The sequence below is a fragment of the Streptomyces sp. NPDC002825 genome (assembly GCF_040295385.1).
In the GTDB taxonomy this organism is placed as follows: domain Bacteria; phylum Actinomycetota; class Actinomycetes; order Streptomycetales; family Streptomycetaceae; genus Streptomyces.
Map to the genome: position 1 here is coordinate 1 of NZ_JBEOVH010000053.1, position 24141 is coordinate 24141.

A 24141-nucleotide genomic window follows, 5' to 3' on the forward strand; every position below is an offset into this window, starting at 1 on the left:
CAGCGCGAGCTGGCGGCCAAGTACCCGGTGATCCTCGGCGGCGCCGCCCTGACCAGGGCGTACGTCGAGCAGGACCTCCACGAGATCTACCAGGGCGAGGTCCGCTACGCCCGCGACGCCTTCGAGGGCCTGCGCCTCATGGACGCCCTCATCGGCGTCAAGCGCGGCGTCCCCGGAGCCGTACTCCCGGAGCTCAAGCAGCGCAGGGTCGCCAAGACCGCCACCGCCGCCCTCCAGGTCGACGAGCCGGAGCCCGGCGGCCGCTCCGACGTGGCCATCGACAACCCGGTGCCGACCCCGCCCTTCTGGGGCACCCGCGTCGTCAAGGGCATCCCGTTGAAGGACTACGCGTCCTGGCTCGACGAGGACGCCCTCTTCAAGGGGCAGTGGGGCCTCAAGCAGAACCGGGCCGGCGACGGACCGGCGTACGAGGAGCTCGTCGAGACCGAGGGCCGGCCCCGGCTGCGCGGCTGGCTGGAGCGCCTCCACACGGAGAACCTCCTGGAGGCGGCCGTCGTCCACGGCTACTTCCCCTGCGTCTCCAAGGGCGACGACCTGATCATCCTGGACGAGGAGGGCAACGAGCGGACCCGCTTCTCCTTCCCGCGCCAGCGCCGCGGCCGCCGCCTCTGCCTCGCGGACTTCTTCCGCCCGGAGGAGTCCGGCGAGACCGACGTCGTCGGCCTCCAGGTCGTCACCGTCGGCTCGAAGATCGGCGAGGCCACGGCCAAGCTCTTCGATTCCGACTCCTACCGCGACTACCTGGAGCTGCACGGCCTCTCCGTCCAGCTGGCCGAGGCCCTCGCCGAGTACTGGCACGCCCGCGTCCGCGCCGAGCTCGGCTTCGGCGGGGAGGACCCGGCGAACGTCGAGGACATGTTCGCGCTGAAGTACCGCGGCGCCCGCTTCTCGCTGGGCTACGGCGCCTGCCCGGACCTGGAGGACCGCGCCAAGATCGCGGACCTGCTGCGGCCGGAGCGGATCGGCGTCCACCTCTCCGAGGAGTTCCAGCTCCACCCGGAGCAGTCCACCGACGCCATCGTCATCCACCACCCCGAGGCGAAGTACTTCAACGCACGGTGACCGCGCCGTGACGGGGCGCGCCAAATCCGCGCGTTTCCGGTGATCGCGACGTACACTTGTCGGTCCAGTACAGGCCGGTCTACCTCCCCGTACCGAGGAGGAAGATCGGCCTTCTCGTCCCTCCATGGAGGTGTGCCGGATGACCAGTACGGTCCCCGCGTCCCTGTTCCGTACGAACGGCAGCTCCGCCCTGCAGGCGGTCTTCCTCGACATGGACGGGACCCTCGTCGACACCGAGGGGTTCTGGTGGGATGCCGAGGTCGAGGTCTTCGCCGACCTCGGGCACCGTCTCGACGAGGCCTGGCGGGACGTCGTCGTCGGCGGCCCGATGACCCGCAGCGCGGGCTACCTCATCGAGTCCACGGGCGCCGACATCACCCTCGAAGAGCTGACCGTCCTGCTCAACGAGAAGTTCGAGCAGCGGATCGACCGGGGCGTCCCCCTCATGCCGGGGGCCGAGCGACTGCTCGCCGAGCTCCACCGGCACTCCATCCCCACCGCCCTGGTCTCCGCCTCGCACCGGCAGATCATCGACCGGGTCCTGGCCTCGCTCGGCCGCGACCGCTTCTCCCTCACCGTCGCAGGCGACGAGGTCGTCCGCACCAAGCCCCACCCCGAGCCGTACCTGACGGCCGCCCAGGGCGTCGGCGCCGACCCCGCGCTCTGCGCCGTCATCGAGGACACCGCGACCGGTGTGGCGGCCGCCGAGGCGGCGGGCTGCCGGGTCGTCGCGGTGCCCTCCGTCGCCCCCATCGCGCCCTCCCCGGGCCGAGTCGTCGTGCGCTCCCTCGAAGAGGTCGACGTACCGTTCCTGCGGACCTTGATCACGGGAATTTGAGCTTTCTCTGAGGAAAGCGATCCGGCTAAAGCGAACGGGCCATTCACCGAAAAGCACTTACGTGACGTTGGTCACTCAGAGTGCCGGACGTGGGGTGGCCCGTTCCCGTTCCGTGTCTCAAAAGCGGATGTTCCGACGCCCCCTGTGTCCTGATTGGGTCACCGTCGTCCGCAACGTCCGGCGCATGGTTATCGAGACCGACGCATTCATGATCACGCTGCGATTACGCCCCTGTACGCCCCCGGTCAAGGGATACCGGCGCCGCGCACTAATCTTTCGCGAGTACTTCGCCGCATATCCGCGTGCACCGGCGCATACCCAAGTCGCCGTGAACACAGGACCGATCGCAACACCCGGCCCGATCGCTCCCGCCCCGACCGGGCGGCAGGCGGCGGAGTTCCACTGACCGCTGTACCCAGTGCCGGATGAGGAGATTGTCCCCCGATGAACCGCAAGACCCTGGTGCTGCCGGCCGTGGCCGGACTGCTCGCCCCCCTGCTCGCCGCCTGCGGCGGCGGGGAGGACGCCAGAGCGATAACCGTCGGCACCACGGACCAGTTCATCGTCACCGAGGACGCCCCCGCCCCGTTCGACCCGGCCTACGCCTACGACACCGGCGCCTGGAACATCCTGCGCCAGACCGTCCAGACCCTGCTGCACGTGCCCCGCGGCGGCGGCGAGCCCGTCCCCGAGGCCGCCAAGAGCTGCGGATTCTCCGACAAGGCCAGCGAGAGCTACCGCTGCACGCTCCGCGAGGGCCTCACCTTCGCCGATGGCACCCCCCTCACGGCCGAGGACGTCAAGTACTCCATCGAGCGCGTCCTGAAGATCAAGTCGGACAACGGCACCGCCGCCCTCCTGGCGAACATCGACACCGTCGAGACGCAGGGCACCGACGGGATCGTCTTCCACCTGAAGACCCCCGACGCCACCTTCCCGTACAAGCTGTCCACCCCCGTCGCCGGCATCCTCAGCAAGGACAAGTACCCCGCCGACAAGCTCCGCGACGGCTTCGACGTCGACGGCTCCGGCCCGTACACCCTGAAGGTCGAGCGCGAGGGCGACAAGGCCACCCGCTTCGTCTTCACCAAGAACCCCGCCTACAAGGGCGACGTCACCCTGCGCAACGACCGGGTCGAACTCCGCCCCTACGCCGACGCCGGCGCCATGGGCGCGGCCCTGGACGGCGACGCCATCGACATGATGGCCCGCTCCCTGTCGCAGAAGCAGATCAAGGACCTCACCGAGACGCCCAAGGAGAACATCCGCGTCACCGAGGTCCCCGGCCTCGAGATCCGCTACCTCGGCTTCAACACCAAGGCCCCCTCCGTCCAGGAGAAGGCCGTGCGCCAGGCCATGGCCGCCGTCGTCGACCGCGGCGCCCTCGTCAGCCTCGTCTACGGCCCCACCGCCGAGCCGCTCTACTCGCTGATCCCCTCCAGCATCACCGGCCACGCCACCCCCTTCTTCGACGAGTACGGCGAGCCCGACCCGGACCGCGCCGCGAAGATCCTCAAGGACGCGGGCGTCAAGACTCCGGTCAAGGTGACCCTGAACTACACCACCGACCACTACGGCGCCGAGACCGCCCAGGAGTTCGAGGCGTTGAAGAAGCAGCTCATCGCCAGCGAGCTCTTCGACGCCAGCGTCCAGGGCGCCGAGTGGTCCAAGTTCCGCACCGCCCAGAAGCGCGGCGACTACGCCGTCTACGGCCTCGGCTGGTTCCCCGACTACCCGGACCCGGACAACTACGTCGCGCCCTTCCTCGACAGCGACAACTTCCTCAACACCCCGTACGTGAACAAGACCGTCCGCGAGAAGCTCATCCCGCGCTCGCGCCGCCAGGCCGACCGCAACGCCGCCAGCCCCGTCTACGCGCAGATCCAGAAGATCGTCGCCGAGGACGTCCCCGTCCTGCCGCTGTGGCAGGGCAAGCAGTACGTCGCCGCCCGCGACGACCTCAACGGAGTCGAGTACGCGCTCAACACCTCCTCCGACCTGCTGCTGTGGGAACTGGGCCGCGGCACCGCCTGACCCCTTCGTTGTCCCGGCCGCGCGCCCCGCGCGGCCGGCCTGACAAGAGATCAAGAGGCAAGTTCTGTGAAGGCAACCAACAAGTGGCTGACGGCCCCGCTCGCCGCCGGCCTGTCCGCCGCGCTCCTCAGCGGCTGCGGCACCGAGCAGGGAAGCGGCCCCGGAGGCACCGGAGGCGGCGTACGCGTCGGCATGTCCGACGAGATCCTCGCCACCGACCCCGCAGCCGGCTACGACCCCGGCTCCTGGCTGCTGTTCAACAACGTCTTCCAGTCCCTCCTCGCCTTCCCCAAGGGCGGCTCCGAGCCCGAGCCCGACGCCGCCGACAAGTGCGACTTCTCCACCGGCAGCAAGGTCTACACCTGCACCCTGCGCGAGGGCCTCACCTTCTCCAACGGCAACAAGCTGACCTCGGAGGACGTCAAGTTCTCCTTCGAGCGGGCCCTCAAGATCGCGGACCCCTCCGGCCCGGCGCCGCTGCTCTCCACCATCGACACCATCGAGACCCCCGACGAGCGGACCGTCGTCTTCCGCCTCAAGGTCCCGGACGCCACCTTCCCCAGCAAGATCGCCTCCGGCGCCGGCTCGATCGTCGACCACCGCGACTACCCCGCCGACGCGCTGCGCACCGACGGCAAGGCCACCGGCTCCGGCCCGTACAAGCTGGACTCCCTCAGCGACAGCGAGGCCACCTTCTCCGCCAACGCCGGCTACAAGGGCAACGCCAAGCTGAAGAACGGCCGGGTCACCCTCAAGCTCTACCAGGGCGACCGCGCCGCGCTCTCCAAGGCCTTCGCCGACGGCGACATAGACGTCGCCTACCGAGGCCTCTCCGCCGACGACATCGCCACCCTCGAGAACTCCGCCTCCACGGCCGACAAGGGCATCGAGGTCGTCCAGGGCAGCAGCGCCGAGGTCCAGCACCTCGTCTTCAACATGAAGGACCCGGTCGTCGGCAAGCTCGGCGTCCGCAAGGCCATCGCCCACCTCGTCGACCGCGAGGCCCTCGTCGAGCACGTCTACAAGTCGACGGCCACCCCGCTCTACTCGATCGTCCCGGCCGGCATCGCCGGACACAACACCGCCTTCTTCGACACCTACGGCACCCCCGACACGGCCAAGGCCAAGAAGGCCCTCCGCGCCGCCGGCATCACCGACAAGGTGAAGCTCACCCTCTGGTCCACGCCCAGCCGCTACGGCCCCGCCACCGACCAGGAGCTCAAGGCCATCGCCGAACAGCTCAACGCGAGCGGCCTCTTCGACGCCGACGTCAAGTCCGTCGCCTTCGACCAGTACGAGAAGGACATCGCCGCCGGCAAGTACGGCGTCTACGTCAAGGGCTGGGTCCCCGACTACCCCGACGCCGACAACTTCACCAGCCCCTTCTTCGGCGAGGGCAACGTCCTCGGCAACAACTACGAGAACACCGCCATCACCGGCACCCTCATCCCGAAGACCGCCGGCATCGCCGACCGCGCCGCCACCGTCGACGCGTACGGCGACGTCCAGGACCTCGTCGCCGAGGAGCTCCCCGTGCTGCCGATCTGGCAGGGCAAGCAGTACGCCGTCGCCCGCGACGACGTCACCGGCCTCGAATGGACCCTCGACGCCTCGACCGTCTTCCGCTTCTGGGAGATCCGCAAGGGCTGACGCCCCCGCTCCACACACGAGGGCCCGGTGCGCACCACGCGCACCGGGCCCTCGTCGTCGCCGCGGCTACTGGCCGCCGGCTCCCGGCCGCACCAGACCGCTCTCGTACGCGTACACCGCGGCCTGCACCCGGTCCCGCAGGCCCAGCTTCGTCAGCACATGGCCCACGTGCGTCTTCACCGTCGTCTCGCTGACGAACAGGTCCGCCGCGATCTCCGCGTTCGACAGACCACGCGCCACCAGCTTCAGGACCTCCACCTCACGGTCGGTCAGCGTGTGCAGCGTGTCCGGGACCTGCTCCTCGCCCGTCGGCAGATGCGCCGAGTACTTGTCGAGCAGCCGGCGCGTGATCGACGGAGCCAGCATCGCCTCGCCGGCCGCCACCACGCGGATCGCCTGCACCAGCTCGTTCGCCGGAGCGTCCTTCAGGAGGAAGCCGCTCGCCCCCGCCCGCAGCGCCTCCACCACGTACTCGTCGAGGTCGAAGGTCGTCAGGACCAGCACCTTCGCCGGCCCGTCCCGCCCCGGACCCGTGATCTGCCGGGTCGCCTCCACCCCGTCCATCCGCGGCATCCGGATGTCCATCAGGACCACGTCCGGCTGCAGCGCACGCACCTGCTCCTGCGCCTGCAGACCGTCCCCGGCCTCACCCACCACCGCGATGTCCTGCTCCGCCTCCAGGATCATCCGGAAGCCGGTCCGCAGCAGCGGCTGATCGTCGACCAACAGGACGCGGATCGTCACAAGGGCTCCTTCAAGCAAGGGCTGGGCTCAGGAAGACGGCTGGGCCGGGTCCATTCTGCCCTGCCCGGATTCACCCGACTCCGGCGGGCGCGCGGAAACGATCTTCAACGGATAGACCGGGGGAGTCCCCCCGAACTCGGGACAGACCGCCTGATGGTCGCACCACCCGCACAGCTTCGTCGGGCGCGGCCGCCAGTCACCCGACTCCGTCGCCAGCCGGATCGCGTCCCACAGCGCGTGCAGCTTCCGCTCCACCCGCAGCAGATCCGCCTCCACCGGGTCGTACGTCAACACCTCCCCGCTGCCCAGGTACACCAGCTGCAGCCGCCGCGGGATCACCCGCTTCAGCCGCCACACCACCAGCGCGTAGAACGTCATCTGGAACAGCGCGCCGTCCCGGTACTCCGGCCGCGGCGCCTTCCCCGTCTTGTAGTCGACGATCCGCACCTCGCCCGAGGGCGCCACGTCGACCCGGTCGATCACGCCGCGCAGCCGCAGCCCCGACTCCAGCTCCGTCTCCACGAACAGCTCACGCTCGGCCGGCTCCAGACGCGTCGGATCCTCGAGCGTGAACCACCGCTCGACCAGCTGCTCCGCCTCGGCCAGCCACCCCGCCAGACGCTCCCCGTCCGCGTCCTCCGCGAACAGCTCGCCCAGCTCCGGCTTCGCCTCCAGGAGCCGGTCCCACTGCCCCGGCACCATCGACCTCGCCCGCGGCGCCGTCCGCTCCGCCGCCGGATCGTCGAACAGCCGCTCCAGGACCGCGTGCACCAGCGTGCCCCGCGTCGCCGCCGCACTCGGCTTCTCCGGCAGCCGGTCGATCACCCGGAACCGGTACAGCAGCGGACACTGCATGAAATCGCTCGCCCGCGAGGGCGACAACGACATGGGCGCCCGCGGCTCCGCCGGCGGCTGCTCGCTCGTACTCATGACGAAGACCCTACGGCCCGCCACCGACAACCAGGGCCCGTCCGGCGCATCACGGGCGGGTCCGCGGCGCCGCCCGACCCTGATCCGCCGGAGACCACCCGGCGGCATACCATCGACCTGGGACCCCGTCGCACTGCATGATCGAACCGTGACGCACCGACGCGGGGCCACACCACGCGACGAAAGGAACCCGTGAACCAGGACGAGCCCAAGCCGCAGCGGACCGAGGAGCCCGGCGGCGGGATCCTCATGGGACGGCCCTTCGGCGTGCCCGTCTACGTCGCCCCCAGCTGGTTCCTCGTCGCCGCCCTCATCACCTGGGTCTTCGGCGACCAGATCGACCGCGTCCTGCCCGAGCTCGGCGCCGCCCGCTACCTCGTCTCCCTCTTCTTCGCCGTCGCCTTCTACGCCTCCGTGCTCGTCCACGAACTGGCCCACACCATCGCCGCGCTCCGCTTCAAGCTCCCGGTCCGCCGCATCCAGCTCCAGTTCTTCGGCGGCGTCTCCGAGATCGAGAAGGAGACCGAGACCCCCGGCCGCGAATTCGTCCTCGCCTTCGTCGGCCCCCTCCTCTCCCTCGTCCTCGCCGGCGTGTTCTACCTCTCCCTGTACGCCGTCGAACCGGGCACCGTGCCCGGCGTCCTCCTCGCCGGCCTGATGATCTCCAACCTGATCGTCGCGATCTTCAACCTGCTCCCCGGCCTGCCCCTCGACGGCGGCCGGATGCTCCGCGCCGTCGTCTGGAAGATCACCGGCAAGCCCATGAGCGGCACCGTCGCCGCCGCCTGGGTCGGCCGCGCCCTCGCCGTCCTCGTCCTCGTCGGCCTGCCCCTGCTCACCCGCACCGGCCTCCTCGGCAACTCCACCGACGACATCAGCGGCTTCGAGACCGTCACCGACGCCCTCCTCGCCGCGATCCTCGCCGCCATCATCTGGACCGGTGCCGGCAACAGCCTCCGCATGGCCCGGCTCCGCGAGCACCTCCCCGAGCTCCGCGCCCGCGCCCTCACCCGCCGCGCCATCCCCGTCGAACCCGCCACCCCGCTCTCCGAGGCCCTCCGCCGCGCCAACGAGGCCGGCGCACGCGCCCTCGTCGTCGTCGACGCCACCGGCGAACCCACCGGCATCGTCCGCGAGACCGCCATCGCCGCCGTACCCCAGCACCGCCGCCCCTGGGTCGCGGTCAGCACCCTCGCCCAGGACCTCACCGACGGCATGCGCGTCCCCGCCGAGCTCACCGGCCAGCCCCTCCTCGACCACCTCCGCGCCAGCCCCGCCACCGAGTACCTCGTCATCGAGGAGACCGGCGAGATCTACGGGGTCCTCGCCACCACCGACGTGGAGCGGGCGTTCGTCAAGGCCATGGCACGACCGTCGGCGTAACCCCGGTACTCTGTTCACATGTCCGAACCGACCGGTGCCGCCCGCCGACGCGGGCCCTTCAAGGTCGGGGACCAGGTTCAGCTGACCGACCCCAAGGGCCGTCACTACACGTTCACGCTCGAAGAGGGAAAGAACTTCCACACCCACAAGGGTTCTTTCCCGCACGACGAACTGATCGGCGCCCCCGAGGGCAGCGTTGTCCGTACCACCGGAAACGTCGCCTACCTCGCGCTGCGCCCCCTGCTCCCCGACTACGTCCTGTCCATGCCCCGCGGCGCAGCCGTGGTCTACCCCAAGGACGCGGGGCAGATCCTGGCCTTCGCCGACATCTTCCCCGGCGCGCGCGTCGTGGAAGCGGGAGTGGGCTCGGGATCGCTGAGCAGCTTCCTCCTGCGCGCCATCGGAGACAGCGGCATGCTGCACTCCTACGAGCGCCGCGAGGACTTCGCCGAGATCGCGAAGGGCAACGTCGAGCGCTACTTCGGCGGCCCCCACCCGGCCTGGCAGCTGACCGTCGGCGACCTCCAGGACAACCTGTCCGACACCGACGTCGACCGCGTCATCCTGGACATGCTCGCGCCCTGGGAGTGCCTGGAGGCCGTCTCCAAGGCCCTGGTCCCCGGCGGCATCCTCTGCTGCTACGTGGCCACCACCACCCAGCTCGCCCGCACCGTGGAGTCCATCCGCGAGTTCGGCTGCTACGCCGAGCCGCAGCCCTGGGAGTCCATGATCCGCAACTGGCACGTCGAGGGCCTCGCCGTCCGCCCCGATCACCGCATGATCGGCCACACCGGCTTCCTCGTCACCGCCCGTCGCCTCGCGGACGGGGTCGAGCCCCCGATGCGCCGCCGCCGCCCGGCCAAGGGCGCCTACGGCGAGGACTACGAGGGCCCCAACAAGAGCTAGTCCCGAAACGCAGCCCTCCCCTTCCGGAGGCTGACGTTCCGACATCCACACAGCGCCGCCGCCGAGTTCCCCGCCCACGCGGGAGAACTCGACGGCGGCGTCCTCATGTTCGCCGCCCAAGACCGCCCGGCCGACCCCACCCCAGCTGTTCCGTCCCCCTGTGACGTGTGGCACGATGCCGGGAACCCCGTCGCACCACCCCACAGGAGACGTCTCGCGTGCAGCACTCCGCCGCCCCGGACCTCGCGGACCTCGCCCACACCCACGCCCGGCCGGCCCACTGGCTGGCCACCGCCACCGCGACCGCCGCGGTCGTCGCCCTCGCCGGACTCCTCCAGCCCGGCCCCGCGGGAGCCGCCGGCACCCACGCCGCCGCCCCGCACCCGGCACCCGCTCCTGAGGCCGCCGGAGCCGACTACCCCCTGGAGTGCGGGGGAGGACCCCGTACGGTCGCCAAGCGGGCCACCGGAGACCTCGACGGCGACGGGAACCCCGAGACGATCGCGGTCGTGCACTGTGAGGCCGGCTCCGGCACCCCGCCCAGCGGCGTCTACGTCCTCACCCGGGGCAAGGAGAACGGCAGCCCCGCGCGCGTGGTCGCCACGCTCGTCGCACCCGACCAGCACCGGAGCGTCACCGAGCTCGCCGTACGCGACGGGGCCGTGCGCGCCACCCTGCTCGGCTACTCGTCCCCCGACGTGCCCAGCTGCTGCCCCGACGAGAAGGAGCAGGTCAGCTGGCGCTGGCAGAGCGGCGCCTTCGTCCGCGGCGACCAGACCGACGCACGCGGCGTCTGACACCCGCCCCGCGGATCGAAGCACGCCCGCCCCGCGGATCTGACGGGCGCACGCGCCCCGCGGATCTGACGGGCGCACGCGCCCCGCGGATCAGGCCCCGGCCGTCACTCGGCGTCGGGGCCGTACACCTCGACCTTGTCCGCGACCCGGCGCACATGGATGCAGTCGCCCGGGCACTCCTTCGCCGAGTCCACCACGTCCTGGAGCAGCGGGAGCGGCACCGGCGTGGTGGCCCCCGCGTCCTGGAGCAGCTCGTCGTCGGCGCTCTTCACATACGCGAGCCCGTCGATGTCGAGCTCGAAGACCTCGGGAGCGTACTGCGCGCAGATCCCGTCCCCGGTGCACAGGTCCTGGTCGATCCAGACCTCCAGCGCCTCCTCGGCGCCCGTCGCCGGGGCCTCGTGCTGCACGGTCATATCTCCTGCCGTTTCTGCTTCGCGCGATAAGTCGGGCCACCCCTGACGGGTGTTGACCAATGACGACGATACAACCGCCCGCTTTCAAGCGGTGAAGGGTGGGTATTCAGCTGGCGAGAGGGGAAGCGCAAGGGTGAAGATCGGACACACCCCGGAGTCTTTTTGATCTAGGGGTTTCAATCACCACCCACGCAGGTAGGGTCAGGAAGCGTCCAGCTCCCCTTGGAGGAGGTGAGGACCGTGGCAGCCCACGACGACGACATCAACCGCGGCATCCGGCCGGGGCGGGGGTCTGAAGACCCCGCCGGTCAGGTTGCCTATCTCGAGCAGGAAATCGCCGTCCTGCGCCGCAAGCTCGCCGACTCTCCGCGCCACACGAGGATTCTCGAAGAGCGGATCGTCGAGCTGCAGACCAACCTGGCCGGCGTGTCCGCGCAGAACGAACGTCTGGCGAACACGCTCCGTGAGGCCCGCGACCAGATCGTGGCCCTCAAGGAGGAGGTCGACCGGCTCGCGCAGCCGCCGGCCGGCTTCGGTGTCTTCCTGCAGGCGAACGAGGACGGCACGTGCGACATCTTCACCGGGGGCCGCAAGCTCCGGGTGAACGTCAGCCCGAGCATCGAGCTCGAAGAGCTCAAGCGCGGCCAGGAAGTCATGCTCAACGAAGCGCTCAACGTGGTCGAGGCCATGGAGTTCGAGCGCGCCGGGGACATCGTCACCCTCAAGGAGATCCTCGAGGACGGCGAGCGCGCCCTGGTGGTGGGGCACACCGACGAGGAGCGGGTGGTGAGGCTCGCCGAGCCTCTGCTGGACGTCACCATCCGCGCCGGCGACGCCCTGCTGCTCGACTCCAGGTCCGGCTACGTGTACGAGGTGGTCCCCAAGAGCGAGGTCGAAGAGCTCGTTCTGGAAGAGGTCCCGGACGTCGACTACGACAAGATCGGCGGTCTGGGCAACCAGATCGAGCTGATCCGCGACGCGGTCGAGCTCCCCTACCTCTACCCGGACCTCTTCAAGGAGCACGAACTGCGGCCGCCCAAGGGCATCCTGCTCTACGGCCCGCCCGGCTGCGGCAAGACGCTGATCGCGAAGGCCGTGGCCAACTCCCTGGCCAAGAAGGTCGCCGAGGTGACCGGACAGCCCGCGGGGAAGTCCTACTTCCTCAACATCAAGGGCCCCGAGCTCCTCAACAAGTACGTCGGCGAGACCGAGCGGCACATCCGCCTCGTCTTCCAGCGTGCCCGGGAGAAGGCGAGCGAGGGCACCCCCGTCATCGTCTTCTTCGACGAGATGGAATCCCTCTTCCGCACCCGCGGCTCCGGTGTCAGCTCGGACGTGGAGAACACCATCGTCCCCCAGCTGCTCGCCGAGATCGACGGCGTGGAAGGCCTGGAGAACGTCATCGTCATCGGCGCCTCCAACCGCGAGGACATGATCGACCCCGCGATCCTGCGGCCCGGCCGGCTCGACGTCAAGATCAAGATCGAGCGTCCGGACGCGGAGGCCGCGAAGGACATCTTCGCCAAGTACCTCACGGCCAACCTGCCGCTCCACTCGGACGACATCTCCGAGCACAGCGGCTCGAAGGCCGCCGCCGCGCACGGAATGATCCAGTCCGTCGTCGAGCAGATGTACGCGGAATCCGAGGAGAACCGCTTCCTCGAAGTCACGTACGCCAACGGCGACAAGGAAGTCCTGTACTTCAAGGACTTCAACTCCGGCGCGATGATCCAGAACATCGTGGACCGGGCCAAGAAGATGGCCATCAAGGCCTTCCTCGACCACAACCAGAAGGGCATCCGGGTCTCCCACCTCCTCCAGGCGTGCGTGGACGAGTTCAAGGAGAACGAGGACCTGCCCAACACCACCAACCCCGACGACTGGGCCCGGATCTCCGGAAAGAAGGGCGAGCGGATCGTGTTCATCCGCACCCTCGTCACCGGAAAGCAGGGCGCGGACACCGGACGCTCCATCGACACGGTGGCCAATACCGGTCAGTACCTGTAAAACGCCCACCGGCTGCGGATGTCCGGAAACCGGGCATCCGCAGCCGGCGCATTCCATCCAGCATTTCCCCCGGCATCACAGGGAAAACAGGAAATACTGCAACTGATCTCCCCACCAGCGCGGAGCCGCTCTAGGCTCATCGGTACCGCCGAGTCGCGCACAGTGAGCGCCGCCGGGCAAGGAGGGCCGCATGACCGTACGGCGAGTAATGGGCATCGAGACGGAGTACGGGATCTCCGTCCCGGGACACCCGAACGCCAATGCCATGCTCACCTCGTCCCAGATCGTCAACGCCTACGCGGCGGCGATGCACCGGGCGCGCCGCGCCCGCTGGGACTTCGAGGAGGAGAACCCGCTGCGGGACGCCCGCGGCTTCGACCTCGCCCGCGAGGCCGCCGACTCCAGCCAGCTCACCGACGAGGACATCGGCCTGGCCAACGTGATCCTCACCAACGGGGCCCGGCTCTACGTGGACCACGCCCACCCCGAGTACAGCGCGCCGGAGGTCACCAACCCGCGCGACGCCGTCCTCTGGGACAAGGCCGGCGAGCGGATCATGGCGGAGGCGGCCGAGCGCGCCGCCCAGCTCCCCGGTGCGCAGCCCATCCACCTCTACAAGAACAACACCGACAACAAGGGCGCCTCCTACGGCACGCACGAGAACTACCTGATGAAGCGGGAGACCCCCTTCTCGGACATCGTGCGCCACCTGACCCCCTTCTTCGTCTCCCGCCAGGTCGTCACCGGCGCGGGACGGGTCGGCATCGGCCAGGACGGCCGGGAGAACGGCTTCCAGCTCAGCCAGCGCGCGGACTACTTCGAGGTCGAGGTCGGCCTGGAGACGACGCTCAAGCGGCCCATCATCAACACCCGGGACGAGCCGCACGCCGACGCCGAGAAGTACCGCCGCCTGCACGTGATCATCGGGGACGCGAACCTCTCGGAGATCTCCACCTACCTCAAGCTCGGCACCACCGCGCTCGTGCTCTCGATGATCGAGGACGGCTTCATCACCGTCGACCTCGCCGTCGACCAGCCGGTCCGCACCCTGCACCAGGTCTCCCACGACCCGACGCTGCAGTACCTGATCACGCTCCGCAGCGGCCGGACACTCACCGCGGTCCAGCTCCAGATGGAGTACTTCGAGCTGGCCAGGAAGTACGTGGAGGAGCGGTACGGCTCCGACGCGGACGAGCAGACCATGGACGTCCTCACCCGCTGGGAGGACACCCTGGGGCGCCTGGAGACCGATCCGATGAGCCTCGCCGGCGAGCTGGACTGGGTCGCCAAGCGGGAGCTCATGGAGGGCTACCGGCGCCGGGACGGCCTGGACTGGGACGCGGCCCGGCTGCACCTGGTGGACCTCCAGTACGCGGACGTACGCCCCGACAAGGGCCTCTACAACCGTCTGGTGGCCCGCGGGCGCATGAAGCGGCTCCTGGACGAGGCCGAGGTGGAGCGGGCCGAGACGGCGCCTCCCGAGGACACCAGGGCCTATTTCCGGGGCCGCTGCCTGGAGCAGTACGCCGACGACGTCGCCGCGGCCTCCTGGGACTCGGTGATCTTCGACCTGCCCGGCCGGGACTCGCTCCAGCGCGTTCCTACCCTGGAGCCGCTGCGGGGCACCAAGGCGCACGTGAAATCGCTCCTGGACCGCTGCCGTACGGCGGAGGAACTGGTCCGCGTGCTTTCCGGCGGCTGAACAGGGGCCCCGGCGGGGGCCTGAAATGCCCCGGCACTGGGAATCATGGAATCAGTGCCCGGGCGTTGTGGAAACTGCGGGGCCGAAGTCAGACCCGACCGATAGGGTCTGATCTTGTACGGACTCAACCGAGCGGGCCGATTCGAGCGGGGTGAGGGATATGGCGACCAAGGACACCGGCGGCGGACAGCAGAAGGCGACGCGATCCACGGAGGAGGTCGAGGAGACCACCACCGAGGCGAGCTCCGACCTCAAGGAACGCCAGGAGAAGCTGAGCGACGACGTGGACTCCGTCCTGGACGAGATCGATGACGTCTTGGAGGAGAACGCCGAGGACTTCGTGCGGTCCTTCGTTCAGAAGGGCGGCGAGTAGCCGCCCCACGCACCTGTCGTCCTCCGTCCCCGGAGCCCCGGAGAAAGCCGTGGGTCCGGGGACGGATGACAAGCGGTGGCACGGGTAAGGTCCGTGCACAGCAAGCAAGATCGGCCCGCGCGTCCCACAGCGGGCCGAATCTCCCACCCGGAAGGAATCGCGTGGAAGTCAACCCTCGTAGCACCGGGCGTCTGCCGGCGGCCTTCCTGACGCCGGGGTCGTCCTCGTTCATCGACTTCCTGGCGGATCACTCGCCGGAGCTGCTCCCGGGGAACCGGAAGCTGCCGGAGGGGATCGTCGAGGCGCCGCACGGCACCACCATCGTGGCCGCCACCTTCCCCGGTGGCGTCGTGCTCGCCGGTGACCGCCGGGCGACCATGGGGAACATGATCGCGCAGCGGGACATCGAGAAGGTGTTCCCGGCCGACGAGTACTCCGCCGTCGGCATCGCCGGCACCGCCGGCCTCGCCGTGGAGATGGTCAAGCTGTTCCAGCTGGAGCTGGAGCACTTCGAGAAGGTGGAGGGCGCGACGCTCTCCCTGGAGGGCAAGGCGAACCGTCTCTCCACCATGATCCGGGGCAACCTGGGCATGGCCATGCAGGGGCTCGCCGTCGTGCCGCTCTTCGCGGGCTGGGACGAGGGCAAGGAGAAGGGCCGGATCTTCTCGTACGACGTGACCGGCGGCCGCTCCGAGGAGCACGGCTTCGCCGCCACCGGCTCCGGCTCGATCTTCGCGCGCGGTTCGATGAAGAAGCTGTACCGCGCCGACCTGACCGAGGAGCAGGCCACCACACTGGTGGTGCAGGCGCTGTACGACGCGGCGGACGACGACTCGGCGACCGGCGGTCCCGACATGGCCCGCCGGATCTTCCCGATCGTCACCGTCATCACCGACGAGGGCTTCCGCAGGCTCACGGAGGCGGAGTCCTCCGAGCTGGCCCGATCGGTCACCGAGCGGCGTCTCGAGCAGCCCGACGGCCCGCGTGCCGCCCTGCTCTGACCCGTCGTCGCCCGTAGAAGCCCTTCAGACCGGAAGAAAGGGACGGTAGCCGGTGTCCACGCCGTTCTATGTCTCACCCCAGCAGGCCATGGCCGACCGGGCCGAGTACGCCCGCAAGGGCATCGCCCGAGGCCGCAGCCTCGTCGTCCTCCAGTACACCGACGGCATCGTCTTCGTCGGCGAGAACCCGTCCCGTGCCCTGCACAAGTTCAGCGAGATCTACGACCGGATCGGCTTCGCGGCCGCCGGCAAGTACAACGAGTACGAGAACCTCCGCATCGGCGGCGTCCGCTACGCCGACCTGCGGGGCTACACCTACGACCGGGACGACGTCACCGCGCGCGGCCTGGCCAACGTCTACGCCCAGACGCTCGGCACGATCTTCTCCAGCGCGGGGGAGAAGCCGTACGAGGTGGAGCTGGTCGTCGCCGAGGTCGGCGCCGAGCCGGAGGGCGACCAGATCTACCGGCTGCCGCACGACGGCTCGATCGTGGACGAGCACGGCTCGGTCGCGGTCGGCGGGAACGCCGAGCAGATCAGCTCCTTCCTGGACCAGCGGCACCGGGACGGCATGACCCTCGCCGAGGCGCTGAAGCTGGCGGTGCAGGCGTTGTCGCGGGACACCAACGGCACCGAGCGGGAGATCCCCGCGGAGCGCCTGGAGGTGGCGGTCCTGGACCGGACGCGTCCGCAGCAGCGCAAGTTCAAGCGGATCGTCGGCCGTCAGCTGTCCCGTCTCCTGGAGGCGGACAACGCGGCGGCGGCGAAGACGGACGAGCCCTCGGACGAGGCTCCCGAGGAGTAGTCGACGCCGGCCCCGAAGGGTCCCGGTCCACCTGGACCGGGGCCCCTCGGCGTTTCCGGGCTCAGAAGGCCGGTGCCGGGCCCGAGGAGCCGCGGGGGACCAGGGCGACGGGCAGGGTGAGCGGTTCGGGCCGCTCGCCCGCGAGAACGGCGAGGAGCGCCTCCATGCCCCGCCGGCCGAACTCCTCGGCGGGCAGCCGGACGGTGGTCAGCTCGGGTTCGAGGACGGTCGCCAGGGCCATGTCGTCGAAGCCGGTGACCGAGAGGTCCTCGGGGACGCGCAGGCCCAGCCGGCGAGCGGCCTTGCAGACGCCGGCCGCGAGGATGTCGTCGTCGCAGATCACCGCGGTGGGCCGGGAGCCGGGATCGGCGAGGGCCGTGCCGGCGGCCTCCCAGGCGTCCGCGGCGTTGAGCGGCGATCGCACGGTGCGCACCTCCGCGCCGCGCAGGGCGTGCGCGAGCACCCGGGCCCGTACGTCGAAGGTCCAGGACGGGGCGGCGGACGCGAGGTGGAGGAAGCGGCGGTGGCCGAGGGCGAGCAGGTGGTCGGTCACCCTGCGCATGCCGTCGGCGACGTCGAGGTTCACATGGGCGGCGGCGCCCGGGTCGGCCGGGTCGCTGTCGAGCATGACGAGCGGGAGGTCGCCGCCGCGGAAGGCCTTCAGGGCGTCGGTCGCCATCGAGGAGGCGATGACGCCGTCGAGGGCGGCCTGCGCCGAGGCGAAGGGGTCGCGGGCGGGGCCCACGCCGTCGGGGGAGGGGTAGAGCACGACGCCGAAGCCGTGCTCGGCTGCGGCGGTGGCGGCGCCCGTGTAGACGTGGGCGAAGAACTCGTTGGTGAGGGCCGGGACGACGAGCAGGGCCGTGCGCGTGCGTCCGAGCCGGAGGTTGCGGGCGGCGAGGTTGGGCCGGTAGCCGAGTCCGGAGGCGGCCTCCCGCACGGCCGCGGCGGTGCGCTCGGAGACGCGTCCGCGCCACTTGTCGCCGAGGACGAGCGAGACGGTGGCCTGGGAGACCCCCGCGGCCCGTGCCACGTCCCGGCTGGTGGGGCGGGAGCCGCCGAGCGGCTCGTGGGACTGCACGGGGAGCCTCCGCAGGGGACGGTGATCGGGATGCGTCGGCGCGGGGTGGACCCGCGCACAGCGGTCATGGTACGTATGACCCAGGACGTTATACGTAAAACCTCGGCACGGTCCGGGGCGGAGGGGAGACCCACATGGCCACCGAGGCCACGGCACGCGGCGGCTATCTCGACATACTCCGGGCACCGCACGCCGCCCGGCTGCTCGCCGGAACGCTCGTCGGGCGCCTGCCCAACGGCACCGGTCCCATCGCCATGACCCTGTTCGTCCGGGACCAGGGCGGCAGCTACACCCTGGCCGGCGGCCTGATCGCGGCCTACGGCGTCTCCAACGCCGTCGGGCAGCCCCTGCTCGGCCGCGCCGTCGACCTCAAGGGCCAGCCCCGCGTCCAGCTGCCCGCCGCCGTCCTGTCCGCCCTCGGCATGGCCCTCTTCGCCCTCACCGGCATCGGCCACCTGGCGCTCGCCTACGCCGCCGTCGTCGTCGCCGGACTCTTCACCCCGCCCCTGGAGGGCGGCCTGCGGGCCCTGTGGCCGAGCGTCCTCGGCCGCGAGGACCGGGTCCACCGGGCGTACGCGCTCGACGCCGTCGCCCAGGAGGTCATGTTCACCGTCGGCCCCCTCCTGGTGACCCTCCTGGTCGCCCTGCGCTCGCCGGCCGCCGCCCTCCTCGTCATCAACGTCCTGGGGGTGCTCGGCGCCCTCGCCGTCGTCCTCTCCGAGCCGTCCCGCGCCTGGCGCTCCGCCGCCCGCGAGGCCCACTGGCTGGGGGCCCTGCGCTCGCCCGGCCTCCTCGCCCTCCTCGGCTCGTTCTTCTTCGTCGGCCTCGCCCTCGGCTCCATCACCGTCGCCGCCGTCGCCTACGCCGACGACCGCGGCGCGCCGTCCGTGTACGGCTGGCTCATGGCCGCCCTCGGCCTCGGCGCCCTCGCCGGCGGCGTGCTCTACGGGGCCCGGCAGTGGTCCGGGGCGCCCGAGCGGCGGCTGAGGGTCCTCGTGGGCCTCCTCGCGGTCTGCTACCTGCCGCTGATGCTGACCCCCGCCCCCGTCGCCATGACCGGCCTCTCGGTGCTCTCCGGCGTCTTCCTCGCCCCCGCCCTCGCCTGCGCCTTCATCGTGGTCGACCGGCACGCCCCGAGCGGCACCGTCACCGAGGCCTTCTCCTGGCTCGTCACCACCTTCGGCGTCGGAGCGGCCCTGGGCTCCGCCGTCGCGGGACCGGCGATCGAACTGGCCGGAACGGTGGCCGGGTTCGCCGTGGCCGGTGCGGGCGGTCTCGTCGCGCTGCTCGTCCTGCTGGCCACCGGCAGGGTCCTCGCCGCCCCCGCCGCGGCCGGCAGCGCCGCGCGACACGCCGACGGAGAGGCGGTCCCCACCGCCGTACACGCCGAAAAGAACACGCACTGATCGGAAAATGATCGAAACGGGGACGCCCAACCCGGTTTCAGCGCACGCCCTCAGGCGTAATGTTCAGACATGGACCGCCGCATTTTCGGGCTGGAGAACGAGTACGGCGTCACGTGCACGTTCAGGGGACAGCGCCGACTGTCTCCTGACGAAGTGGCGCGCTACCTCTTCCGCCGTGTCGTGTCATGGGGCCGCAGCAGCAATGTCTTCCTGCGGAACGGCGCCCGCCTGTACCTCGACGTGGGTTCGCATCCGGAATACGCCACACCGGAATGCGACAACGTGACCGAACTGGTCACCCACGACAAGGCCGGCGAGCGCATTCTCGAGGGCCTGCTCGTCGACGCCGAACGCCGCCTGCACGAGGAGGGAATCGCGGGCGACGTCTACCTCTTCAAGAACAACACCGACTCGGCCGGAAACTCCTACGGCTGCCACGAGAACTATCTCGTCGCCCGCCACGGGGAGTTCTCCCGGCTCGCGGACATCCTCATTCCGTTCCTCGTGACGCGGCAGCTGATCTGCGGCGCGGGAAAGGTCCTCCAGACCCCGCGTGGCGCGGTCTACTGCGTCTCCCAGCGTGCCGAGCACATCTGGGAGGGCGTCAGCTCGGCCACCACCCGCTCACGGCCCATCATCAACACCCGGGACGAGCCGCACGCCGACGCCGAGCGCTACCGCCGGCTGCACGTCATCGTCGGCGACTCGAACATGTCCGAGACGACCATGCTGCTCAAGGTCGGCGCCACCGACCTGGTGCTCCGCATGATCGAGGCGGGCACGGTGATGCGCGACCTGACCCTGGAGAACCCCATCCGGGCGATCCGCGAGGTCAGCCACGACATCACGGGCCAGCGCAAGGTCCGGCTCGCCAGCGGCCGGGAGGCCTCCGCCCTGGAGGTCCAGCGCGAGTACTACGAGAAGGCCGTGGACTTCGTCGACCGCCGCGGCATCCGCTCCGGCACCGTCGCCCAGGTCCTGGAGCTGTGGGGCCGCACGCTCGACGCGATCGAGAGCGAGCAGCTCGACCGGATCGAGACCGAGATCGACTGGGTCATGAAGTACAAGCTCATCGAGCGGTACCGGGCCAAGCACAACATGACCATGTCGAACCCGAGGGTCGCGCAGATAGACCTCGCCTACCACGACATCCACCGTCGTCGCGGGCTGTACTACCTGCTCCAGAAGAACGGGCAGGCGGCCCGCATCTGCAACGACCTGAAGATCTTCGAGGGCAAGTCGGTGCCCCCGCAGACCACTCGGGCCAGGCTGCGCGGCGACTTCATCCGCCGTGCCCAGGAGCAGCGGCGGGACTTCACCGTCGACTGGGTCCACCTCAAGCTCAACGACCAGGCGCAGCGCACGGTGTTGTGCAAGGACCCGTTCCGCTCCGTCGACGACCGGGTGGAAAAGCTGATCGCCGGAATGTAGGCAGGTCGTATCGACCGGGAGGGCCCCGCACGTTCGGCGTGCGGGGCCCTCGACGTGACAGGAGGAGCGCCTAGAGTGTCGGCACAACTACTGTGCCGTCTGAGATCTGAGGAACACGTGCGCCGACTTGCCGGCCTTCTCGTCGTCCCGCTGCTGCTGCTCTCCACAGCGGCGTGCGGCAGCGACGACAAGGGCTCCGATTCCGCCTCGATGAAGAACGGGCTGCCCGCCATCACCGCGGGCGAGAAGTTCGGGGAGAAGCCGACCCTCTCCAAGGGCGAGGGCGACCCGCCCAAGGAACTGAAGGTCAACGTCATCAGCGAAGGTGACGGCGCGGTGACGAAGAAGGGCGACGCGCTCCAGGTGAACTACCTGGGCCAGGCCTGGGACTCCACCACCCCCTTCGACAACAGCTTCGACCGCGGTCAGCCCTTCGACCTCACGCTGGGCGCCGGTCAGGTCATCAAGGGCTGGGACCAGGGCCTGGAGGGCCAGAAGGTCGGCAGCCGCATCGAGATCGGCATCCCGCCGGAGCTCGGTTACGGCGCGCAGGGCCAGGGCGACATCAAGCCCAACGCCACCCTCGTCTTCGTCGTGGACATCCTGAAGTCCGTGACGATCCCGAAGTCCGCCACGGGCACCCCGGTCGCGCAGGACAACAAGGACCTCCCGAAGGTCGGTACGAACACCGACGGCAAGCAGCCCTCGCTGACGGTCCCGAAGACCGACCCGCCGACCAAGCTCGTCTCGAACTACGTGCTGGAGGCCAACGGCGAGGCCGTCAAGGCCACCGACACGGTCGTCGTGAACTACGTCGCCGCCCTGTGGAAGGACGGCAAGGTCTTCGACTCGACCTACACGACCGGCAAGCCGGCCAACTTCCCGCTCTCGCAGCTGACGCTGAAGGGCCTCAAGGACGGCCTCGTCGGCAAGAAGATCGGCAGCCGCGTCCTGATCGTCGCCCCGCCGTCGGAGGCGTTCGGCAACGAGGAGAAGCAGGGGATCCCGAAGAACTCCACGCTGGTCTTCGCCGTCGACATCCTGACAAAGATGTAAGACTGTCCCGATCGCGCAGTTCATCATCGCGACGTTCATCAGTTTGAGGAGCAGTTCAGTGAGCATCGAGAAGCCCGAGGTCGACTTCCCGGGTGGCGAGCCGCCGAAGGACCTGGAGATCAAGGACATCTGGGAGGGCGAGGGCGAGGTCGCCCAGGCCGGCCAGTTCGTGCAGGTCCACTACGTGGGTGTCTCCTTCGACTCCGGCGAGGAGTTCGACGCCTCCTGGAACCGCGGCACCCCGCTCGAGTTCAAGCTCGGTGCCGGTCAGGTCATCGCGGGCTGGGACCAGGGCGTGCAGGGCATGAAGGTCGGCGGCCGTCGCCAGCTGGTCATCCCCGCGCACCTCGCCTACGGCGACCGCGGTGCCGGCGGCAAGATCGCCCCGGGCGAGACGCTGATCTTCGTCTGCGACCTCGTGGCCGTGAAGTAACACCGACCCGATCACGGTCGGTCCGAGGGCCCCCGCCGTCCATGGCGGGGGCCCTCGGCTTTGGTCCCGACACCCCGGGGCGGTACGGTCGGACGTCTGACAAGCGGAACCGGCGGAAGGGTGCGGGGCGTCGATGGCGATTGCCAAGTCCGAGCGGCTGATGAATCTCGCGCTGTGCCTGCTCGGGACACGCCGCCCGCTGAGCAAGCGGGAGCTCCGCGGCTCCATCGAGGCGTACCTCGAAGCGAGCGGCGACGACGCCTTCAACCGCATGTTCGAGCGGGACAAGGACGACCTCCGCGAGCTCGGCCTGGTCATCGAGACCGTCGAGAACCTCGACGGCGAGACCGGCTACCTGGCCCGCCGCGACTCCAACCGGCTCCCGCCGATCACCCTGGACGCCGAGGAGGCCGCCGCCCTCGGCCTCGCCGCCAAGGTGTGGCAGCAGGCCCGCCTCGCCGGTGCCGCCAGCGGCGCCCTCCAGAAGCTCCGCGCCGCCGGCATGCCCGAGGCGGGGGACTCGTACGACACCCAGCCCAGCGCCCTCGAACCGCGCATCCCCGTCCACGAGGCCGCCTTCGAGCCGCTCATGCTGGCCTGCCGGGACCGCCGGCCCGTCGTCTTCGACTACCGCAAGGCCAACGCCGCCCGCCCCGAGACCCGCCAGGTCGAGCCCTGGACCCTCGAATGCTGGCGCGGCCACTGGTACCTGGCCGGCTGGGACCGCGACCGCGGTGCCGAGCGCGTCTTCCGGCTCTCCCGCATCACCGGCAAGGTCCGCTCGCGGGCCGGCGCCTTCACCGCGCCTGTGCCCGACGTCGTGACCGTCCGGGAGACCGTCGAGAGCTGGGCCGGCGAGACCGCCACCCGCTCCGCGCGGATCCGGCTGCGCACCGGCTGCGGCTACCCGCTGCGGGCCCGCGCCCAGGCCGTGACCGAGGGCACCGACGGCTGGGACGAGCTCGAGATCCCGTACGGACACGGGCTCGACGCCTGGCTCGTCGAGTTCGGCCCCGACGTCGTCGTACTGGAACCCGCCGATCTGCGGGCCGATGTGGTGGAGCGGCTGCGCGCCGTGGCCAAGGGCTGAGGGGGAGACGTACCGCATGGCTGCCAACGCGATCGACCAGACGAGGCGGATGCTCTCCCTCGTCACCTATCTCCGTGAGCGCCCCGGCGCGCACGTCGCCGACGTGGCGCGCGCCTTCGGGATCACCGAGGACGAGCTGATCTCCGACCTGGACGTGCTGCCCATGTGCGGCACCAGCTTCCGGGGCGGCGACCTCCTCGACATCGACACCGACGGCGACCGGATCTGGTGGCACAACCCGGACGACGTCGCGGAGCCGCTGCGGCTCGCCGCCGACGAGGCCACCGCGCTGCTCGTCGCCGCCCGCGCCGTCGCGACCCTGCCGGGGCTGCGCGAGAGCGACCGGGACGCCCTGCTGCGCGCCACCGCCAAGCTGGAGGCGGCGGCCGGCGAGGCCGCCGGGGCCAGCGCCCGGCTCTCGGTGACCTTCGAGTCCGAGGGCGGGGTCTTCGCCGAGGTCGACCGGGCCATCTCGGAGCGCAGACGGCTGTGGGTGCGGTACTACTCGCCCGCCCGCGACGAGCTCACCGAGCGCGAGGTCGACCCGATCCGGCTCTTCGCCGTCGGCCACACCTACATGGAGGCGTGGTGCCGGCTCTCCGAGGCGCGCCGCACCTTCCGGCTCGACCGGGTCGTCGAGATCCGGCTCCTCGACGAGCACGCGGCGCCGCCGGAGCTGGAGCTGCGCGACCTCTCCGAGGGCCTGGTCCAGCCGTCGGCCGACGACCCGGAGGTCGTGGTCGAGGTCGGGCCCGGCGGCCGCTGGGTCGCCGAGTACTACCCGCACGACCGGGCCGAGGAGCTGCCGGACGGCGGGCTGCGGATCACGCTGCGGACGCCGGACCCGGCCTCGCTGCGCCGGCTCGCGCTGCGTCTGGGCAGCGACGGCCGGATCGTCGCGCCGGCGGAGCTGGCCGACAGCGCGCGGACGGCTGCGGCCGCCGCGCTGGCCGCGTACGAAGGTGTGTGACGTTC

The 24141-nt window shown here is 70.4% G+C and carries 22 protein-coding genes; 18 read left to right on the forward strand and 4 right to left on the reverse strand.

The features are described 5' to 3' along the window. The 4 genes from ABT041_RS37485 to ABT041_RS37500 all read left to right on the forward strand — a co-directional run. On the forward strand, positions 1-1083 hold a 1083-nt coding region (locus ABT041_RS37485), incomplete at its 5' end, for a vitamin B12 dependent-methionine synthase activation domain-containing protein (protein ID WP_351193236.1). Between the two features lie 139 nt (positions 1084-1222). Next, positions 1223-1921, forward strand: a complete 699-nt coding sequence (locus ABT041_RS37490; RefSeq protein WP_351193239.1) for an HAD family hydrolase — start codon at positions 1223-1225, stop codon at positions 1919-1921. 444 nt (positions 1922-2365) lie between these two features. Next, a complete protein-coding gene (locus ABT041_RS37495; protein WP_351193242.1) occupies positions 2366-3955 on the forward strand; it encodes an ABC transporter substrate-binding protein in 1590 nt (529 codons plus the stop codon). A gap of 66 nt (positions 3956-4021) precedes the next feature. Beyond that, the gene (locus ABT041_RS37500) at positions 4022-5605 is read left to right on the forward strand and encodes an ABC transporter substrate-binding protein (protein ID WP_351193244.1); all 1584 of its coding nucleotides are present in this window, start codon (positions 4022-4024) and stop codon (positions 5603-5605) included. A 66-nt stretch (positions 5606-5671) separates the two neighbouring features. On the opposite strand, the gene ABT041_RS37505 is transcribed toward ABT041_RS37500, so the two are convergent. Both ABT041_RS37505 and ABT041_RS37510 read right to left on the reverse strand, forming a co-directional pair. After that, on the reverse strand, positions 5672-6349 hold the full coding sequence (locus ABT041_RS37505) for a response regulator (RefSeq protein WP_351193246.1): 678 nt from the start codon (positions 6347-6349) through the stop codon (positions 5672-5674). A 27-nt stretch (positions 6350-6376) separates the two neighbouring features. Next, entirely contained in the window at positions 6377-7279 is a 903-nt protein-coding gene (locus ABT041_RS37510; protein WP_351193248.1) for a RecB family exonuclease, read from the reverse strand. A 249-nt stretch (positions 7280-7528) separates the two neighbouring features. On the opposite strand from ABT041_RS37510, the gene ABT041_RS37515 reads away from it, so the two are divergent. From ABT041_RS37515 to ABT041_RS37525, 3 genes are all read left to right on the forward strand, one after another. Next, entirely contained in the window at positions 7529-8662 is a 1134-nt protein-coding gene (locus ABT041_RS37515) for a site-2 protease family protein (RefSeq protein ID WP_351193294.1), read from the forward strand. A gap of 18 nt (positions 8663-8680) precedes the next feature. Then, positions 8681-9568 carry a tRNA (adenine-N1)-methyltransferase gene (locus ABT041_RS37520; RefSeq protein ID WP_351193250.1) on the forward strand — a complete coding sequence of 296 codons (888 nt, stop codon included), beginning with the start codon at positions 8681-8683 and terminating at the stop codon, positions 9566-9568. A gap of 218 nt (positions 9569-9786) precedes the next feature. Further along, complete coding sequence (locus ABT041_RS37525; RefSeq protein WP_351193253.1) at positions 9787-10365, forward strand: hypothetical protein; 579 nt, start codon at positions 9787-9789, stop codon at positions 10363-10365. Positions 10366-10469: 104 nt separating this feature from the next. Here the strand turns inward: ABT041_RS37525 and ABT041_RS37530 are convergent, their stop codons facing one another. Beyond that, positions 10470-10781, reverse strand: coding sequence for a ferredoxin (locus ABT041_RS37530; protein ID WP_086831784.1), 312 nt, complete (start codon positions 10779-10781; stop codon positions 10470-10472). 240 nt (positions 10782-11021) lie between these two features. Here ABT041_RS37530 and arc point away from each other — a divergent pair, with 240 nt between their 5' ends. The 5 genes from arc (at position 11022) to prcA (ending at position 16669) form a co-directional block, all read left to right on the forward strand. Beyond that, the gene (gene arc / locus ABT041_RS37535; RefSeq protein ID WP_351193257.1) at positions 11022-12788 is read left to right on the forward strand and encodes a proteasome ATPase; all 1767 of its coding nucleotides are present in this window, start codon (positions 11022-11024) and stop codon (positions 12786-12788) included. 190 nt (positions 12789-12978) lie between these two features. After that, positions 12979-14490: a depupylase/deamidase Dop gene (gene dop, locus ABT041_RS37540; RefSeq protein ID WP_351193259.1), complete on the forward strand. Its 1512-nt coding sequence runs from the start codon at positions 12979-12981 to the stop codon at positions 14488-14490. A 160-nt stretch (positions 14491-14650) separates the two neighbouring features. Further along, positions 14651-14863 (forward strand): ubiquitin-like protein Pup, encoded by a 213-nt coding sequence (locus ABT041_RS37545; protein ID WP_015032443.1) that lies wholly within the window; start codon positions 14651-14653, stop codon positions 14861-14863. Between the two features lie 161 nt (positions 14864-15024). Further along, positions 15025-15864, forward strand: a complete 840-nt coding sequence (gene prcB / locus ABT041_RS37550) for a proteasome subunit beta (protein WP_351193263.1) — start codon at positions 15025-15027, stop codon at positions 15862-15864. A 52-nt stretch (positions 15865-15916) separates the two neighbouring features. After that, positions 15917-16669 carry a proteasome subunit alpha gene (gene prcA / locus ABT041_RS37555; RefSeq protein WP_351193265.1) on the forward strand — a complete coding sequence of 251 codons (753 nt, stop codon included), beginning with the start codon at positions 15917-15919 and terminating at the stop codon, positions 16667-16669. Between the two features lie 61 nt (positions 16670-16730). Here prcA and ABT041_RS37560 read toward each other — a convergent pair whose 3' ends face one another. Further along, complete coding sequence (locus ABT041_RS37560) at positions 16731-17750, reverse strand: LacI family DNA-binding transcriptional regulator (protein ID WP_351193267.1); 1020 nt, start codon at positions 17748-17750, stop codon at positions 16731-16733. Positions 17751-17884: 134 nt separating this feature from the next. On the opposite strand from ABT041_RS37560, the gene ABT041_RS37565 reads away from it, so the two are divergent. The 6 genes from ABT041_RS37565 (at position 17885) to ABT041_RS37590 (ending at position 24136) form a co-directional block, all read left to right on the forward strand. Next, entirely contained in the window at positions 17885-19156 is a 1272-nt protein-coding gene (locus ABT041_RS37565; protein WP_351193269.1) for an MFS transporter, read from the forward strand. Between the two features lie 69 nt (positions 19157-19225). After that, entirely contained in the window at positions 19226-20587 is a 1362-nt protein-coding gene (gene pafA / locus ABT041_RS37570) for a Pup--protein ligase (RefSeq protein ID WP_351193271.1), read from the forward strand. Between the two features lie 117 nt (positions 20588-20704). Next, positions 20705-21643, forward strand: coding sequence for an FKBP-type peptidyl-prolyl cis-trans isomerase (locus ABT041_RS37575; RefSeq protein ID WP_351193273.1), 939 nt, complete (start codon positions 20705-20707; stop codon positions 21641-21643). A 58-nt stretch (positions 21644-21701) separates the two neighbouring features. Next, positions 21702-22076, forward strand: a complete 375-nt coding sequence (locus ABT041_RS37580; protein ID WP_351193275.1) for an FKBP-type peptidyl-prolyl cis-trans isomerase — start codon at positions 21702-21704, stop codon at positions 22074-22076. 133 nt (positions 22077-22209) lie between these two features. Next, positions 22210-23166, forward strand: a complete 957-nt coding sequence (locus ABT041_RS37585) for a helix-turn-helix transcriptional regulator (protein WP_351193277.1) — start codon at positions 22210-22212, stop codon at positions 23164-23166. Between the two features lie 16 nt (positions 23167-23182). After that, on the forward strand, positions 23183-24136 hold the full coding sequence (locus tag ABT041_RS37590) for a helix-turn-helix transcriptional regulator (protein WP_351193279.1): 954 nt from the start codon (positions 23183-23185) through the stop codon (positions 24134-24136). Positions 24137-24141 lie beyond the last annotated feature (5 nt).

What these genes read in the sequence shown, in the direction of transcription:
- ABT041_RS37520 (WP_351193250.1), top strand. Translation starts at nt 8,681, where the DNA reads ATGTCCGAACCGACCGGTGCCGCCCGCCGACGCGGGCCCTTCAAGGTC.
- ABT041_RS37515 (WP_351193294.1), top strand. Translation starts at nt 7,529, where the DNA reads ATGGGACGGCCCTTCGGCGTGCCCGTCTACGTCGCCCCCAGCTGGTTC.
- ABT041_RS37590 (WP_351193279.1), top strand. Translation starts at nt 23,183, where the DNA reads ATGGCTGCCAACGCGATCGACCAGACGAGGCGGATGCTCTCCCTCGTC.
- ABT041_RS37495 (WP_351193242.1), top strand. Translation starts at nt 2,366, where the DNA reads ATGAACCGCAAGACCCTGGTGCTGCCGGCCGTGGCCGGACTGCTCGCC.
- dop (WP_351193259.1), top strand. Translation starts at nt 12,979, where the DNA reads ATGACCGTACGGCGAGTAATGGGCATCGAGACGGAGTACGGGATCTCC.
- ABT041_RS37530 (WP_086831784.1), bottom strand. Translation starts at nt 10,781, where the DNA reads ATGACCGTGCAGCACGAGGCCCCGGCGACGGGCGCCGAGGAGGCGCTG.
- ABT041_RS37565 (WP_351193269.1), top strand. Translation starts at nt 17,885, where the DNA reads ATGGCCACCGAGGCCACGGCACGCGGCGGCTATCTCGACATACTCCGG.
- ABT041_RS37510 (WP_351193248.1), bottom strand. Translation starts at nt 7,279, where the DNA reads ATGAGTACGAGCGAGCAGCCGCCGGCGGAGCCGCGGGCGCCCATGTCG.
- ABT041_RS37545 (WP_015032443.1), top strand. Translation starts at nt 14,651, where the DNA reads ATGGCGACCAAGGACACCGGCGGCGGACAGCAGAAGGCGACGCGATCC.
- ABT041_RS37585 (WP_351193277.1), top strand. Translation starts at nt 22,210, where the DNA reads ATGGCGATTGCCAAGTCCGAGCGGCTGATGAATCTCGCGCTGTGCCTG.
- pafA (WP_351193271.1), top strand. Translation starts at nt 19,226, where the DNA reads ATGGACCGCCGCATTTTCGGGCTGGAGAACGAGTACGGCGTCACGTGC.
- ABT041_RS37490 (WP_351193239.1), top strand. Translation starts at nt 1,223, where the DNA reads ATGACCAGTACGGTCCCCGCGTCCCTGTTCCGTACGAACGGCAGCTCC.